The following is a 15,391-nucleotide window of genomic DNA, read 5'->3' as shown; positions in this document are numbered from 1 at the left end:
AAGCCGTGTAAAACTTAGCCCGCTAATTAAGTGGTCATCGCTGCCCACCCTTTATTACAACACCATCCCTGTCACAACCATCAATAATATTAGAGATACTATGTCGCTGCATTCACCTAAAGAGATCGCTCAACTGGCGATTCAGGCTGGCGTCACTAAAAGCCGCGCCTCCATTCCGACATTATTAATTCTTGGCTTCATGGCTGGTGCCTTTATCGCTACCGGCTTCCTGCTTGACCTGCACGTGATTAACTCGCTGCCGGCGGACTGGGGCTCGTTTGGCGGCCTGCTCGGCGCAGCCGTCTTCCCGGTGGGCTTGATCCTGACCGTACTGGCAGGCGGCGAACTGCTGACCGGCAATATGATGACGATGCCGGTCGCCTGGTTTGCGCGTCGCATCAGCGGGTTCGCCGTGCTGCGCAACTGGTTCTGGGTCACTATCGCCAACTTTATCGGCAGCCTGGCCATCGCCTGGTTCTTCGGCCATATGCTCGGCATGACGGAAGGCGACTACCTGAAGAAGACCGTCGCCATCGCCAGTGCGAAAGTGCACGCCGACTTCCTGCACGCCTTTATCTCCGGCATCGGCTGCAACTGGCTGGTTTGCCTGGCGGTGTGGCTCGCTTTCGCCAGTAAAGATGTAGTAGGGAAAATCTTCGGCATGTGGTTCCCGGTGATGGCCTTTGTCGCCATTGGCTTCCAGCACGTCGTCGCCAACATGTTTATTGTGCCTGCGGCTATTTTCGCCGGTCAGCTGAGCTGGGTAGAGTATCTGCCGAATTTTGTGGCCGTATTCCTGGGCAACGGCGTCGGCGGCGCAGTATTCGTCGGCCTCGCCTACTTCCTGGCTTTCCGTCCATCCGCTGAAGCGGTAGGCACGGCGCAGCCATGATCTGCCGGGTGCTTTTTGCCCTGGAGCAAAAAGCACCCATTCCGGTAACTTTCACGCTTAACGAATTGTTGTAATATGCACGGGTAATCATCAAACAGGGATTGTGCCGTGATAAAGGAATGGCTTACGCCACAAGAGCTGGCGAACGCAACCGGCTACAGCCGGCAAACCATTAATAAATGGATTAAACGCGAAAACTGGACGACTCGCGCCAGGCCCGGCGTTCAGGGCGGCAAAGCGCGACTGATTTACATTGATGAGCGTGTCGCGGCTTTTATCGACGCGACAAAACACCTTAACGAACCGCGCCTCTCTTATCTCCCCCAGCAGCAAAATCTGACGCAGCTGCTTTTACACTCTGTGCAGCAAATGACGCCCAAAGAGCAGGCGCAGCTTAATGCTTTTCTCTTGCGTGAAGGCGTTAAAGGCCTGCTGGCCTGTTTAGACACAAATGAAAAGACGTAACCGCTGGATAATCGATATGACTTGCCACAGGGTGACTTTCACGCGTTACGATTTCCTGTAATATGTAGAGCTAATGTATTGAACAGGGACAGCATCGTGAAAAAGGAATGGTTAACCCCCGAAGAGCTCGCGAACGAAACAGGTTATAGTCGGCAGACGGTGAATAAATGGATCAAGCGTGAAAACTGGACCACTACGCCGAAGCCCGGCGTACAGGGCGGTAAGGCGCGATTGATTCATATCGATGAGCGGGTAAAAAGCTTTATTCAGTCCATGCGTAACCTGAACGAGCCGAACGCGCCCTACGCTGCACAACAAAACTCGTTACCTGCGTTACTATTAAGTTCTGTACAGCAAATGACGCAGAACGAGCAGGATCTTCTTGCTGCAATGATTTTGCGCGAAGGGATAAAAGGCGTGCTGCAGCGGCTGGGCATTAGCGAAGAATAAAAAAACCGGAAGCATCGCGCTTCCGGTTTTTGCTTGTCAGGCCTGCGCTTCGCGTTCAGCGATGTAAGCCAGGGCTTTCTCAATACGCGCCACGCTACGGCGCTGTCCGATGGCTTCGACGGTAACGTCCAGGCCTGGGGATTGACCACCGCCGGTCACGGCGACGCGCAGCGGCATGCCAACCTTGCCCATTCCCACTTCCAGCTCATCCGCCGTGCTCTGAATCGCATGGTGAACGTTTTCTGCGGTCCAGTCGGTAATGGCGGCCAGTTTGTCGCGCACCACTTCCAGCGGCTGGCGTGCCACGGGGCGCAGATGTTTTTTCGCCGCGTCGGCATCGAACGCGTCGAACTCTTCATAGAAGTAACGGCAGGAAGCCGCCATCTCTTTCAGCGTTTTGCAGCGTTCGCCCAGCAGCGTGACCAGCTTCGCCAGTTCCGGGCCGGTGCGGGTGTCGATATTCTGCTGTTCAATGTGCCACTGCAGATGGGTCGCCACGTATTCCGGCGCCATGCTGTTGATATAGTGGTGGTTGAGCCACTGCAGCTTTTCAGTGTTGAACGCGCTGGCGGATTTGCTCACCGCGTCGAGCGTAAACAGCTCTTTCATCTCCGGGATAGAGAAGATCTCCTGATCGCCATGGGACCAGCCCAGACGCACCAGGTAGTTGAGCAGTGCTTCCGGCAGGTAGCCGTCGTCGCGATACTGCATCACGCCGACCGCGCCGTGACGCTTGGAGAGCTTTTTGCCGTCGTCGCCCAGGATCATAGAAACGTGGGCGTAGACCGGCACCTGCGCGCCGATCGCTTCCAGGATATTAATCTGACGCGGCGTGTTGTTGATGTGGTCTTCGCCGCGAATGACATGGGTAATCCCCATATCCCAGTCGTCAACAACGACGCAGAAGTTGTAGGTCGGCGAACCGTCGGTACGGCGGATAATCAGATCGTCCAGCTCCTGGTTGCTGAACTCGATCGGGCCGCGGATCTGGTCGTCAAAGATGACCGATCCTTCCTGCGGGTTGCGAAAGCGTACCACGCAGGGCTCATCCGCCGCATGATGGTCATGACTGTCGCGGCAGCGGCCGTCATAACGCGGCTTTTCACCATTGGCCATCTGGGTTTCGCGCAGCTGTTCAAGACGCTCTTTTGAGCAGTAGCATTTATAGGCGGTGCCCGCTTCCAGCATCTCGTCGATGACGGCGTTGTAGCGGTCAAAGCGTTTGGTCTGATAGTAGGGGCCTTCATCCCAGTCCAGGTTGAGCCAGTTCATGCCGTCCATAATAGCTTCGATGGCTTCCGGCGTTGAGCGCTCGAGATCGGTGTCTTCGATGCGCAGCACGAATTCGCCCTGATGGTGGCGAGCGAAGAGCCAGGAGTAAAGCGCGGTACGTGCGCCGCCGACATGCAGGTAGCCGGTCGGGCTGGGCGCGAAGCGAGTTTTGATTTTCATTCAGCAGTGCCTTAAATGCGCAGGTTTTATGTCTGGATGACAAAAAACGGGTTAGACGCGAAAAACCGTGCGCACATTCTAGCACCTGGCGTTGAATCCTCAATGACCGTGCATCCACGCAAAGGCGTTAAGCCGTGGTTTTCTGCTAATAAAACCAGCATATTGGCTAAAAGCAGCGCGTGATGTCTAATTTTGAAGCGAACGCGCATTTTAGTTTTAAAAAGCGTTGACTCACTTCGAAGGATCCCTATAATGCGACTCCACACAGCGGGGGTGATTAGCTCAGTTGGTAGAGCATCTCCCTTACAAGGAGGGGGTCGGCGGTTCGAGCCCGTCATCACCCACCACTCTAAAGGTGGCCCGCAGTGAACAAGAGATAAGATATGGGTGATTAGCTCAGTTGGTAGAGCATCTCCCTTACAAGGAGGGGGTCGGCGGTTCGAGCCCGTCATCACCCACCATATCTCAGTCATATGACACTCTTGTTAAGCAGTACCGAAGTGGGTGATTAGCTCAGTTGGTAGAGCATCTCCCTTACAAGGAGGGGGTCGGCGGTTCGAGCCCGTCATCACCCACCACTTCGGGTCGTTAGCTCAGTTGGTAGAGCAGTTGACTTTTAATCAATTGGTCGCAGGTTCGAATCCTGCACGACCCACCAATTCAGAGAAAAGCGCCTTATGGGCGCTTTTTTCGTTTCTGTGCACGCCGCTGAACGTGCAGGATGAGAACCTGCGCAGGTTCGACTGAATCGCCGGGAGCGATTCAGGCTGATGCAACGCATCACCCGCAGGGCGAGGCCCTGGAGGGGCCGAGGCAAATCCTGCACGACCCACCAATTCAGAAAAAAGCGCCTTATGGGCGCTTTTTTCGTTTCTGCACATCCTGATAGTGCCTTTCAGGCGCGCAGGATAAGCCGTTATGTAAAGTCGGCGTGAACACGTCCGTGTGGCCTCGACCGCCGCGTCCCTGCGGCGGACGCTTTACTTCACGGCTTATCCTGCGCGCCTTTATGAAGCATCGTGCTGCGTTTCAGAAAAAACAGCGTAGGCTTTCCTTGTCTTTTCCAAACCTTAACGCATTCTTGCTTCAAGCCTTTTTCTCCTTAACCGATAACGATTATGTCTATTTACAAGGAGAAAACCGATGTCATCAATAAGCGCTTTATCAGGCAGTACAGGCAGCGGCGCCGGCAGCAACGTCAGCGTTTCATCGCAGATTTCTGCACTGAACAAGCAGATCCAGAACATCACGAAGCAGGTCAAAGAGCTGTCGGATAATCAGGAGCTGACCGACGAGCAGAAATCGGAAATGGAGCAGATGTATCAGTCGCAGATCGCCATGCTCGAAGCGCAGATTGCCCAGCTCGAGCAGAAGCAAACTGAGCAGGCGCAGCAAAACAGCGAACCGGTGCAGCAGGTTAGCGCCACGCAGGCCGCCGACGGCGTCAATCGCCCGACGGCGACCAACCAGCTAAACGTTTATATCTAAAACGCCGGATTGATCGCGCGTTGTTGCGTCAGCAGGGCCGCCTGCTGACGCGCTTCCTGCCAGATAGCCTGCGCCGCCGGCGTCAGCGAGCGGTTTTTGCGCTTGACCAGCATCAGGCTGCGGTTGATTTCAGGATAGAGTCGACGCACCGTCAGCGCCCTGCCCGCAGGCAGCGGCAGCGCCAGTGCAGGCAAGATACTGATGCCGATACCTGCATCGACCATGGGAAACAGCGTCGCAGGATGGCCGATATCCTGCACCACCTTAATCTCCGTCTGCTGCTGACGCAGCGCCGCATCTATTAATACGCGACTGCCGGACGCGTAATCCTGCAGTACCACGTCGCGGCCCGCCAGCATGCGCCACTGCACCTCATCTACCGCGGCAAGGGGATCGTCACTGCGGCACAGCAGCAAAAAAGGCTCTTCCAGAATTGGCTGGCAATCGAGATCGCTGTCGCCGAGAGGCCCAATCACGATGCCGAAATCGACCTCGGCATTGCGTACGCTCTGTAACACCACCTGCTGCATTCGGTCATGCAGAATGACGTTGATGTCGGGATAGCTTTTCTGGCTGGCAGCGAGGCACTGCGGCATCAGATGCGCAGAGATAGTTTGGCTGGCGCCAATACGCACGGTGCCGCTGCGCTGTACACCATAGCTGCGAATATCCAGCAGCGTTGAGTTTAACTCCTCCAGCAGGCTCGCCATTCGCGACGCCAGCTGCTGCCCCGCTTCCGTCAGCATCACTTCGCGCGTGGTGCGATCCAGCAGACGCACGCCGATCACCGCCTCCAGCTCTTTAATACTGTGGCTGACGGCCGACTGGCTCAGACCGATCGCCTGTCCGGCCTGGCTAAACCCGCCATAGTGAGCAACGGCAACGAAGGTGCGTAGCTGGCGTAACGTGTAATTCATCGAATGGGCTCATAGATTGATGCAATAAATCAATTTTATTTCTAAACCTGCATCGCGCACAATCATCCCATGTTATTTTTAACCGGGTATTAACAATGCGATTTCTGCGACTCGATCCAATGATGGTCAAACTGATCATCACGGTGCTGCTGGCCACCTTTTTGCCCGCTAAAGGCATCTTTGTCGATATTTTCGACTATCTGACCACCGCGGCTATCGCCCTGCTCTTTTTTATGCATGGTGCCAAACTTTCACGCGAAAAGATTATCGCAGGCAGTAGTCACTGGCGGCTGCATCTGTGGATTATGTTCAGCACCTTCGTGCTCTTTCCAGTTATCGGCCTGCTGATCGTCTGGTGGCACCCGGTTAATGTCAGCGCCGAGATCTACACCGGCTTTATCTATCTCTGTATTCTGCCCGCCACGGTGCAGTCCGCGATCGCTTTTACCTCGATGGCGGGCGGTAACGTTGCGGCCGCAGTATGCAGCGCCTCGGCGTCGAGCCTGCTGGGGGTCTTTATCTCCCCGTTGCTGGTGAACCTGGTCATGGACGTACACAGCAGCGCGCCGACCGATGGATTCGAACAGGTCGGCAAAATTATGCTGCAGCTGCTGGTCCCTTTTATTCTGGGCCACCTGTCGCGCCGCTGGATTGCAGGCTGGGTGGAAAAACATCGCAGCCTGATTGGCAAAACTGATCAGACCTCCATTCTGCTGGTGGTCTACTCCGCCTTTAGCGAAGCGGTAGTCAACGGCATCTGGCACCGTGTCGGCATTGACACTCTGCTGTGGATCCTGGCGGGCTGCGTGCTGCTGCTGGCGCTGGTGCTGGCAATCAATATTTGCGCCTCGCGCCTGTTTGGCTTTAACCGCGCCGATGAAATTGTGGTGCTGTTTTGCGGTTCGAAAAAGAGCCTGGCAAACGGCGTGCCGATGGCGAATATCCTGTTCCCGGCCAGTTCGGTGGGGATTATCGTGTTGCCGCTGATGATCTTCCACCAGGTGCAGCTCATGGTCTGCTCCTGGATCGCCCAGCGCTATAAAGCCAGCAATGAAAGAAAGCTGGCGCAGCAGGTGAAACCGACCGTCGTTGAATCGCAGAAGTAACAAAAAGCCCGCCGAAGCGGGCTTTTTTATGCGCTGCGTTTAAGCGGTTTGACCAGGCCCTCCAGGCCTTCGATCTTGATAGCGAGCGTCATCTGCATCAGCTCGCCGAGATGACCTGACGGGAACTCCGCTTTACGCGCGAACCACAGCAGATAAGGCTCAGGCAGATCGATAAGCAGACAGCCTTTGTACTTGCCAAACGGCATCGCGGTATTGGCGATTTCAACCAGACACGCCTTGTCCATATCAGGCATCCAGCAGCCGGATCATTTCAGCTTCGTCGATCACCTCAATCCCAAGCTCCTGCGCTTTAACCAGCTTGAAACCCGCCGCTTCGCCCGCGATAACCAGATCGGTTTTCTTCGAGACGCTGCCGCTGACTTTTGCGCCGAGCGCGGTCAGGCGATCTTTCGCCTCGTCGCGCGTGAGCTGGGTCAGCGAGCCGGTCAGCACCACGGTTTTGCCGGCAAACGGGCTGTCGATCTCTTCCGCCTTAACCACCTCAATCTTCGGCCAGTGGACACCGATCTCATCCACCAGCTGGCGAATGATTTCGCGGTTGCTCTCTTCATCCATAAAGTTGCGCACGTGGGTGGCGACGACGGTGCCGACGTCCTGCACCGCAATCAGCGCCTCCAGATCGGCATCCATCACGTTTTGCAGTTCGCCAAAGTGGTTCGCCAGGTTGGCAGCGGTCGCCTCGCCGACTTCGCGAATGCCAAGCGCGTAAAGGAAACGCGCCAGGGTAGTTGATTTCGCCTTCTCCAGCGCATTGATCACGTTTTGCGCCGATTTTGGCCCCATGCGATCCAGACCGAGCAGCTTCTCCGGTGTCAGCCTGAAGAGATCCGCAGGCGTTTTGACATATTCAGTCTCCACCAGCTGATCGATAATCTTATCGCCCAGACCGTCGACGTCCATGGCGCGACGCGAAACGAAATGCTTCAGCGCCTCTTTGCGCTGCGCACCGCAGATTAGCCCGCCGGTACAGCGCGTAACCACCTCGCCTTCGACGCGTTCGACGTCGGAGCCGCACACCGGGCAATGGGTAGGGAATACCACTTCACGCGTCTCTGCCGGCCGTTCAGAGAGCACCACGTTGACGACCTGCGGGATCACGTCGCCAGCGCGGCGGATCACCACTCTGTCACCGATGCGCAGGCCGAGACGTTCGATTTCATCTGCATTGTGCAGGGTGGCGTTGCTGACCATCGCGCCTGCAACCAGCACCGGCTCAAGCCGCGCCACCGGCGTGACTGCGCCGGTGCGGCCCACCTGAAATTCAACGTCGCGCACAAACGTCATCTGCTCCTGCGCGGGAAACTTAAAGGCCACCGCCCAGCGCGGCGCACGCGCCACAAAGCCGAGGCGCTCCTGTAACGCCTGTGAGTCGACTTTGATGACGACACCGTCGATATCGAATCCCAGTTCAGGACGCGTCTCCTCTACCTGACGGTAGAACGCCAGCGCCTCTTCCGCACTGTGCACCAGCTGAACGCGATCGCTGACGGGCAGCCCCCAGGCTTTAAACTGCTGTAAGCGCGCATAGTGGCTGCCCGGCAGTTCGCCGCCTTCCAGCAGCCCGAAGCCGTAACAGAAAAAGGTGAGCGGACGCTTCGCGGTGATGCGCGGATCGAGCTGGCGCAGCGATCCCGCAGCGGCGTTGCGCGGGTTAGCGAAGATTTTGCCGTCGGTGCGGCGCGCATCGGCATTCAGCTTCTCAAAGCCGCGCTGCGTCATAAAGACTTCGCCGCGCACTTCCAGCCGAGCGGGAAAATCGTCGCCCTTCAGGCGCAGCGGAATCGCGCCGATGGTGCGGACGTTGGCGGTGATATTCTCGCCCGTGGTGCCGTCGCCGCGCGTGGCGGCGCGCGTCAGCAGGCCGTTCTCGTAAAGCAGGCTCACCGCCAGGCCATCGAGCTTCAGTTCGCAACAGTAGGCGATATCGTCGCTGTTTTTCAGGCGATCCTGTACGCGCTTGTTGAAGGCGAGAAAGCCAGCTTCGTCGAAGGTATTGTCCAGCGACAGCATTGGCACCTCATGGCGCACCTGCTCAAACACCGTTAGCGGCGCGGCGCCAACGCGCTGGGTCGGCGAGTCGGGCGTGATGAGTTCGGGATGCTGCTCTTCCAGCGCGCGCAGCTCGCGCATCAGGCGGTCATATTCGGCGTCCGGAATTTCGGGCGCGTCCATGACATGGTAGAGGTACTCGTGATGGCGCAGCGTGGTGCGCAGTTCGGTGATCTGGTCCTGAACGGATTTCATATTGCCCCATCAGATAAAAAACCCCCGACAGGCGGGGGTTTGGTGAATCAGAATTAACGGTCTGCCCTATTCTCTGGATTCAATGACTTCGCGTATGCGGTTCTTGTAGGTTTCCAGCTTCTGTGGCGTCATCATGCGACGCTCGTCATCCAGCACAACGCCGCCAACATCATCGGCGATACGCTGCGCAGACTGCAGCATCAGCTTGAAGTTTTGGTTCGCATCGCCGTAAGAAGGCACCATCATAAAGATTGAGATGCCTGGCGTGGAGAAGTCAGACATCTCGTCTGGATTGAACGAACCAGGTTTCACCATGTTCGCCAGGCTAAACAGCACCGGGCCGCTGCCTGCGGGGCTGAGATGGCGATGGAAAATGTTCATTTCGCCAAACTGGAAGCCCGCCTGCAAAATGCCCTGCAGCAGCGCTTCGCCATTCAGCGTGCCGCCGGTATGCGCGGCGACGTGCAGCACCAGCACCGTCTCTTTTGGCTTGCCTGGCGCTTTTGGTGTTTCCTGGCGAACCGGCTCCACTGGCTGCGGCTGATGCTGTTCCGGCTGGTGACGCGCAGGCTGCTGCGGCTCCGGCTCCGCCTCGTAAAGCGGCTCGGGCTGTACAGTATCCAGCGGATCTAAATCGAGCAGCGGATCGGCCTGAACTGGCTGCGCTGGCGCGAAACGCGGCGCAGGTTCCTGCGACGGCGTTTGAACAGGCTGAGGTTGCGGACGCGGCTGTTGAGGCTGAGTACGCGGCGGCTGCGGCGTAAGCAGCGGATCGGCTTCCTGCTGAGGCTGCGGGCGTGCGGCGGGCTGACGCGGCTTCTCCGGCGCGGCGCTGAAGACCGGCGCGTCATCCTGCTGCTCGTCACGGAAATTATCGATGCGCGGCTCCTGATGCGGCCGCTCATGGCGCACGCGAACTTCGCCGACGCTCTCTTCGTCATCGGTCAGGCTATCTTCATCATCGCGCTGGTCGCGCTGTTTGAGCCGTTTGTGCGGGCGATCGCGAAACACTGACGAGCGCTCTTTACGGCTGGTCCACAGCCCGTGAAGAAGGAGCGCTATAATGGCGATCGCGCCAACAACGATTAATATCAGACGCAAATCCTGCATCATTGTATTCTCTGTTGTTCCAATACCTTGCCACCGCGGCAAACTTTATCCTCTAACTGTATTTGCCCAGCTAAACAAGTGCAAGCTCGTGCAGTATTTTCTGACAAATAAGATACTCACCCCACGTTTTTTTGCTGTTTTTTCACACAATCGCCTCATGGTCAGGAGAAAAAGCCAGGTTATCATGGTCTCGCCTGATTATTTCCTGGAGAGTTGCCTGTATGGCCCACGAGAACACTGTCTCAAGTTTCAACGGCGTGCACTATTTTAGCGAAGGCTGGAGACTGGTTCGTCTGCAGGGTATCCGGCGTTTCGTTATCATTCCCCTGCTGGTCAATATCCTGCTGCTGGGCGGGGCGTTCGTCTGGCTGTTTTACCGGCTGGGCAGCTGGATTCCACAGCTGATGGCGCATATTCCCGACTGGCTGCAGTGGCTAAGCTACTTGCTCTGGCCACTGTCGGTGATTTCAATCGTGCTGGTGTTCAGCTACTTCTTCTCTACTATTGCCAACTGGATCGCCGCGCCGTTTTGCGGCCTGCTGGCGGAGCAGCTGGAAGGCCGCCTGACGGGCAAACCGCTGCCGGACAGCGGCTGGATAGCGATGCTGAAGGATGTGCCGCGCATTATGAAGCGCGAGCTGCAAAAGCTCGGCTACTATTTGCCGCGCGCGCTCGGCCTGTTGCTGCTCTACTTTATTCCCGGCTTTGGCCAGACGGTGGCGCCGGTGCTGTGGTTCCTGTTTAGCGCCTGGATGCTGTCGGTGCAATATTGCGACTATCCGTTCGATAACCATAAGGTGAGCTTTCAGCAGATGCGCAGCGCTCTGCGCCGCCATAAAAGCGCCAATATGCAGTTTGGCGCGCTGGTTAGCCTGTTCACCATGATTCCGATTCTTAACCTGGCGATTATGCCGGTTGCGGTATGCGGCGCGACGGCGATGTGGGTCGATCGCTATCGCGCGCAGCTGGGCCGCACTGAGCTACGCTAGTACTTATCAGAACGCCTTATGCATTTTTTGACAAGGCTTATTGCGTGGGGACATATAGATATGCGTTTTCTTTCCTTCCGCGCGTAGACAGAAAGGGTATGCTCAGTGGGTTCCCAATAATTCATACAGTTAAGGACAGGCTATGAGTAAGATCTATGAAGATAACTCGTTGACAATTGGTCATACGCCACTGGTTCGACTGAACCGCATCGGTAACGGCCGCATTCTGGCGAAGGTAGAATCCCGTAACCCGAGCTTCAGCGTAAAATGCCGTATCGGTGCCAATATGATTTGGGACGCAGAGAAACGCGGTATTCTGAAACCTGGCGTCGAACTGGTCGAACCGACCAGCGGCAATACCGGCATCGCGCTGGCCTACGTCGCCGCCGCGCGCGGCTACAAGCTGACGCTGACCATGCCGGAAACCATGTCCGTCGAACGTCGTAAGCTGCTAAAAGCGCTGGGTGCCAACCTGGTGCTGACCGAAGGGCCGAAAGGCATGAAAGGCGCTATCGCCAAAGCAGAAGAGATTGTCGCCAGCGATCCGGACAAATATGTGCTGCTGCAGCAGTTCAGCAACCCGGCAAACCCGGAAATCCACGAGAAGACCACCGGTCCTGAAATCTGGGAAGATACCGACGGCGCCGTGGATGTATTTATTGCAGGCGTCGGCACCGGCGGCACCCTGACCGGCGTCTCTCGCTATATCAAGAACACCAAAGGCAAGAAAGAGCTGATCACCGTTGCGGTGGAGCCCACCGACTCGCCGGTTATCGCTCAGGCGATCGCTGGCGAAGAGATCAAGCCCGGCCCGCATAAGATTCAGGGTATCGGCGCCGGCTTTATTCCCGGTAATCTCGATCTCAATCTGGTGGACCGCGTTGTGGCGATCACCAACGAAGAGGCGATCAGTACGGCGCGTCAGCTGATGGAAGAGGAAGGCATTCTGGCGGGCATCTCCTCCGGCGCAGCGGTCGCAGCGGCGCTCAAGCTGCAGGAGGACGAGGCATTCGCCAATAAGAATATCGTGGTTATTCTCCCCTCTTCCGGCGAGCGCTATTTAAGTACTGCGCTCTTTGCCGACCTGTTCACTGAGAAAGAGCTACAGCAGTAACGGCAGATTCCGAAAACGCCGAAAAAAGCACCCGAATGGGTGCTTTTTTGTGGCGCAGATCTCACTTTCACCACCGCCCAGATTGATTTCAGTGACTCGGCTCTGGTATTTAAGCTGCCAATTATTTCGGTGCCTGAAATTAATCAGCCTTTGAAGTGGATCAAGCTGAATCGATTTACGCGTTTGGCGAAATGGCGAATCACGGCATAATTAGCAGCTGAAGCGCTCGACAGGGATTTTGACCCTTCAACTGGAATGACGTACTCATTCAAGCGCATTTAATGGTCAGCGTAACGCTATACCCGCGCACCTACACAGGCTAAAGTTACGGCTCCAGGCTAGACTTTAAGTCCATAACACCAAACCTGATAACGTTGGGGAAACAGAATGTTCCAGCAAGAAGTTACTATCACCGCGCCTAATGGTCTTCATACCCGCCCTGCTGCGCAGTTTGTTAAAGAAGCGAAAGCGTTCCAGTCAGAAATCACCGTTACCTCTAACGGCAAATCCGCCAGCGCCAAGAGCCTGTTCAAACTGCAGACGCTCGGCCTGACCCAAGGCACGGTTGTGACGCTCTCCGCAGAAGGCGAAGATGAGCAGCAGGCCGTGGAGCATCTGGTTAAACTGATGGCTGAACTGGAGTAATCCAGTCAGCTTTTGCTTTACACCGACTCCTTTGCCCCATTGAGTGCAAACATCTTGATCGCGGACAACTTGTCCGCGTTATCACATCCGTAGAGTACAGCTCCCGCGACAATGGCAACGCATTGGGTCCAAGAGCCATCGTGATTAAAAGGTAGGGTTATGATTTCAGGCATTTTAGCATCACCAGGTATCGCTTTCGGCAAAGCTCTGCTGTTGATTGAGGATGAGATCGTCATCAACCGCAAGAAGATTTCTGATGACCAGGTTGACCAGGAAGTAAAACGCTTCCTTGACGGCCGCGCTCAGGCTGGGCAGCAGCTGGAAGCGATCAGAGTGAAAGCGGGTGAAACGTTTGGTGAAGAGAAAGCAGCCATCTTCGAAGGCCACATCATGTTGCTGGAAGACGAAGAGCTGGAGCAGGAAATCATCGACCTGATCAAAAAAGATCACGCTTCGGCCGACGCTGCCGCCTACTCCGTAATTGACGGTCAGGCGAAAGCGCTGGAAGAGCTGGACGACGAATACCTTAAAGAACGCGCCGCTGACGTTCGTGATATCGGTAAACGTCTGCTGCAGAATATTCTCGGCCTGCATATCGTGGACCTGAGCGCTATCCAGGACGAATCGATTCTGGTAGCAAAAGATTTAACGCCGTCGGAAACTGCACAGCTGAACCTGAAAAAGGTGCTGGGCTTTATTACCGACCTTGGCGGCCGCACTTCGCACACCTCGATTATGGCGCGCTCGCTGGAGCTGCCGGCAATCGTCGGCACCGGCAACGTCACCGCCACGGTGAAAAACGGCGATTTCCTGATTCTGGACGGCGTGAACAACAAAGTTTACGTCAATCCGTCAGAGAGCGAGCTGGAAGAGTTGAAAGCGGTTCAGACCCAGTATCTGAGCGAAAAACATGAGCTGGCCAAGCTGAAAGATCTGCCTGCGATCACGCTGGATGGTCACCAGGTGGAAGTATGCGCCAACATCGGCACCGTGCGCGACGTGGCTGGCGCAGAGCGTAACGGCGCGGAAGGCGTCGGCCTCTACCGCACCGAGTTCCTGTTTATGGATCGCGACTCGCTGCCGACCGAAGAAGAGCAGTTCCAGGCTTATAAAGCGGTAGCTGAAGCGGTCGGTTCACAAGCGGTAATTGTGCGCACCATGGATATCGGCGGCGACAAAGATCTGCCTTATATGAATCTGCCGAAAGAAGAGAACCCGTTCCTCGGCTGGCGCGCCATCCGTATCGCCATGGATCGTAAAGAGATCCTCCATGCCCAGCTGCGCGCAATTTTACGCGCCTCTGCCTTCGGCAAGCTGCGCATTATGTTCCCGATGATTATCTCTGTTGAAGAGGTGCGCATCCTGAAAGCGGAACTGGAAACCCTGAAGGCGCAGCTGCGCGAAGAAGGCAAAGCGTTCGATGAAACCATCGAAGTCGGTATTATGGTGGAAACACCGGCGTCGGCGGTGATTGCGCGTCATCTGGCGAAAGAAGTCGACTTCTTCAGTATTGGGACAAACGACCTGACGCAGTATACTCTGGCCGTTGATCGTGGTAATGATTTGATTTCTCACCTGTATAACCCGATGACCCCGTCGGTGCTGAATTTAATCAAGCAGGTGATTGACGCCTCTCATGCCGAAGGCAAGTGGACCGGCATGTGCGGTGAGCTGGCCGGTGATGAACGTGCTACACTACTGTTACTGGGTATGGGGCTGGACGAATTCAGCATGAGTGCCATTTCAATCCCAGGCATTAAGAAAATCATTCGCAATACTAATTTCGAAGATGCGAAGGCTCTGGCGGAGCAGGCTCTGGCTCAACCTACCGCAGAAGATCTGATGAACCTGGTTAATAAGTTCATCAAAGAGAAAACACTCTGCTGATCCACGAGACGCTGGCCCAACAATACTGTTTAGGAGAGGAATATGGGTTTTCTTGACAAGCTTTTTGGCAATAAATCAGAAAGCACATCTGGGACGATTGATATTGTTGCGCCTCTGTCAGGCGAAATCGTAAACATTGAAGACGTACCGGATGTGGTGTTTGCCGAGAAGATCGTTGGCGACGGTATCGCTATCAAACCAACCGGCAACAAAATGGTTGCGCCGGTCGATGGCACCATCGGTAAGATTTTCGAAACCAACCACGCGTTTTCAATCGAGTCTGACAACGGCATCGAGCTGTTTGTGCACTTCGGTATCGACACCGTCGAGCTGAAAGGTGAAGGCTTCAGGCGCATCGCGGAAGAGGGCCAGAAGGTCAAGAAAGGCGATGTGGTGATCGAGTTTGATCTGCCGCTGCTGGAAGAGAAAGCGAAATCTACCCTGACGCCTGTGGTGATCTCCAACATGGATGAGATCAAAGAGCTGGTTAAGCTCTCTGGTCAGGTTACCGTTGGCGAGACGCCGGTGATCCGCATCAAGAAGTAACGGATTCAGCTAAGAAAAACGGCACCCGCTGGGTGCCGTTTTTGTTTCTGTTCTGTCCGGTGTCT

General features: G+C 55.8%; 15 protein-coding genes, 4 tRNA genes and 1 other RNA gene. 15 read left to right on the top strand and 5 right to left on the bottom strand.

Going from position 1 to position 15,391, the window contains the following annotated elements; all coding sequences use genetic code 11:
• Positions 1–100 precede the first annotated feature (100 nt).
• From Q9R34_RS15850 to Q9R34_RS15840, 3 genes are all read left to right on the top strand, one after another.
• A complete protein-coding gene (locus Q9R34_RS15850; protein ID WP_485894906.1) occupies positions 101–892 on the top strand; it encodes a formate/nitrite transporter family protein in 792 nt (263 codons plus the stop codon).
• 108 nt (positions 893–1,000) lie between these two features.
• Positions 1,001–1,357: a YfeC-like transcriptional regulator gene (locus tag Q9R34_RS15845; RefSeq protein WP_434126920.1), complete on the top strand. Its 357-nt coding sequence runs from the start codon at positions 1,001–1,003 to the stop codon at positions 1,355–1,357.
• A 96-nt stretch (positions 1,358–1,453) separates the two neighbouring features.
• The gene (locus Q9R34_RS15840; protein WP_434126919.1) at positions 1,454–1,807 is read left to right on the top strand and encodes a YfeC-like transcriptional regulator; all 354 of its coding nucleotides are present in this window, start codon (positions 1,454–1,456) and stop codon (positions 1,805–1,807) included.
• A 36-nt stretch (positions 1,808–1,843) separates the two neighbouring features.
• On the opposite strand, the gene gltX is transcribed toward Q9R34_RS15840, so the two are convergent.
• Positions 1,844–3,259, bottom strand: coding sequence for a glutamate--tRNA ligase (gltX, locus tag Q9R34_RS15835; RefSeq protein WP_434126918.1), 1,416 nt, complete (start codon positions 3,257–3,259; stop codon positions 1,844–1,846).
• Positions 3,260–3,530: 271 nt separating this feature from the next.
• Here gltX and Q9R34_RS15830 point away from each other — a divergent pair.
• From Q9R34_RS15830 to Q9R34_RS15805, 6 genes are all read left to right on the top strand, one after another.
• Positions 3,531–3,606 (top strand) — tRNA-Val (locus Q9R34_RS15830).
• A 38-nt stretch (positions 3,607–3,644) separates the two neighbouring features.
• Positions 3,645–3,720 (top strand) — tRNA-Val (locus tag Q9R34_RS15825).
• A gap of 41 nt (positions 3,721–3,761) precedes the next feature.
• Positions 3,762–3,837 (top strand) — tRNA-Val (locus Q9R34_RS15820).
• Positions 3,838–3,841: 4 nt separating this feature from the next.
• Positions 3,842–3,917 (top strand) — tRNA-Lys (locus tag Q9R34_RS15815).
• A 42-nt stretch (positions 3,918–3,959) separates the two neighbouring features.
• Positions 3,960–4,094: non-coding RNA, RtT sRNA (locus tag Q9R34_RS15810), on the top strand.
• A gap of 308 nt (positions 4,095–4,402) precedes the next feature.
• The gene (locus Q9R34_RS15805) at positions 4,403–4,747 is read left to right on the top strand and encodes a FlxA-like family protein (RefSeq protein WP_485894903.1); all 345 of its coding nucleotides are present in this window, start codon (positions 4,403–4,405) and stop codon (positions 4,745–4,747) included.
• Here Q9R34_RS15805 and Q9R34_RS15800 read toward each other — a convergent pair.
• Positions 4,744–5,664, bottom strand: coding sequence for a LysR family transcriptional regulator (locus tag Q9R34_RS15800; protein ID WP_434125725.1), 921 nt, complete (start codon positions 5,662–5,664; stop codon positions 4,744–4,746). The genes Q9R34_RS15805 and Q9R34_RS15800 overlap by 4 nt on opposite strands.
• 95 nt (positions 5,665–5,759) lie before the next feature.
• Here Q9R34_RS15800 and Q9R34_RS15795 point away from each other — a divergent pair, with 95 nt between their 5' ends.
• Positions 5,760–6,770: a bile acid:sodium symporter family protein gene (locus Q9R34_RS15795; RefSeq protein WP_434125723.1), complete on the top strand. Its 1,011-nt coding sequence runs from the start codon at positions 5,760–5,762 to the stop codon at positions 6,768–6,770.
• Between the two features lie 26 nt (positions 6,771–6,796).
• Here the strand turns inward: Q9R34_RS15795 and Q9R34_RS15790 are convergent, their stop codons facing one another.
• The 3 genes from Q9R34_RS15790 to zipA all read right to left on the bottom strand — a co-directional run bounded on the left by Q9R34_RS15790 (position 6,797) and on the right by zipA (position 10,148).
• Positions 6,797–7,015, bottom strand: a complete 219-nt coding sequence (locus tag Q9R34_RS15790; protein WP_434125721.1) for a DUF3820 family protein — start codon at positions 7,013–7,015, stop codon at positions 6,797–6,799.
• Position 7,016: 1 nt separating this feature from the next.
• Positions 7,017–9,035 carry an NAD-dependent DNA ligase LigA gene (gene ligA / locus Q9R34_RS15785; RefSeq protein WP_485894900.1) on the bottom strand — a complete coding sequence of 673 codons (2,019 nt, stop codon included), beginning with the start codon at positions 9,033–9,035 and terminating at the stop codon, positions 7,017–7,019.
• Positions 9,036–9,101: 66 nt separating this feature from the next.
• Positions 9,102–10,148: a cell division protein ZipA gene (gene zipA / locus Q9R34_RS15780; protein WP_485894898.1), complete on the bottom strand. Its 1,047-nt coding sequence runs from the start codon at positions 10,146–10,148 to the stop codon at positions 9,102–9,104.
• 218 nt (positions 10,149–10,366) lie between these two features.
• Here zipA and cysZ point away from each other — a divergent pair, with 218 nt between their 5' ends.
• The 5 genes from cysZ (at position 10,367) to crr (ending at position 15,326) form a co-directional block, all read left to right on the top strand.
• Complete coding sequence (gene cysZ / locus Q9R34_RS15775; protein ID WP_485894896.1) at positions 10,367–11,134, top strand: sulfate transporter CysZ; 768 nt, start codon at positions 10,367–10,369, stop codon at positions 11,132–11,134.
• A gap of 142 nt (positions 11,135–11,276) precedes the next feature.
• Positions 11,277–12,248 (top strand): cysteine synthase A, encoded by a 972-nt coding sequence (gene cysK, locus Q9R34_RS15770; RefSeq protein ID WP_434125715.1) that lies wholly within the window; start codon positions 11,277–11,279, stop codon positions 12,246–12,248.
• 387 nt (positions 12,249–12,635) lie between these two features.
• Positions 12,636–12,893, top strand: coding sequence for a phosphocarrier protein Hpr (ptsH, locus tag Q9R34_RS15765; protein ID WP_007889063.1), 258 nt, complete (start codon positions 12,636–12,638; stop codon positions 12,891–12,893).
• 159 nt (positions 12,894–13,052) lie between these two features.
• Complete coding sequence (gene ptsI, locus Q9R34_RS15760; RefSeq protein ID WP_485894892.1) at positions 13,053–14,780, top strand: phosphoenolpyruvate-protein phosphotransferase PtsI; 1,728 nt, start codon at positions 13,053–13,055, stop codon at positions 14,778–14,780.
• Between the two features lie 42 nt (positions 14,781–14,822).
• Entirely contained in the window at positions 14,823–15,326 is a 504-nt protein-coding gene (crr, locus tag Q9R34_RS15755) for a PTS glucose transporter subunit IIA (protein ID WP_434125712.1), read from the top strand.
• Positions 15,327–15,391 lie beyond the last annotated feature (65 nt).

The organism is Enterobacter sp. BRE11, from assembly GCF_031844285.1.
Lineage (GTDB): Bacteria > Pseudomonadota > Gammaproteobacteria > Enterobacterales > Enterobacteriaceae > Pantoea.
The sequence above is the reverse complement of the archived record's forward strand: the minus strand, read 5'-3'. Positions and strand labels throughout refer to the sequence as shown.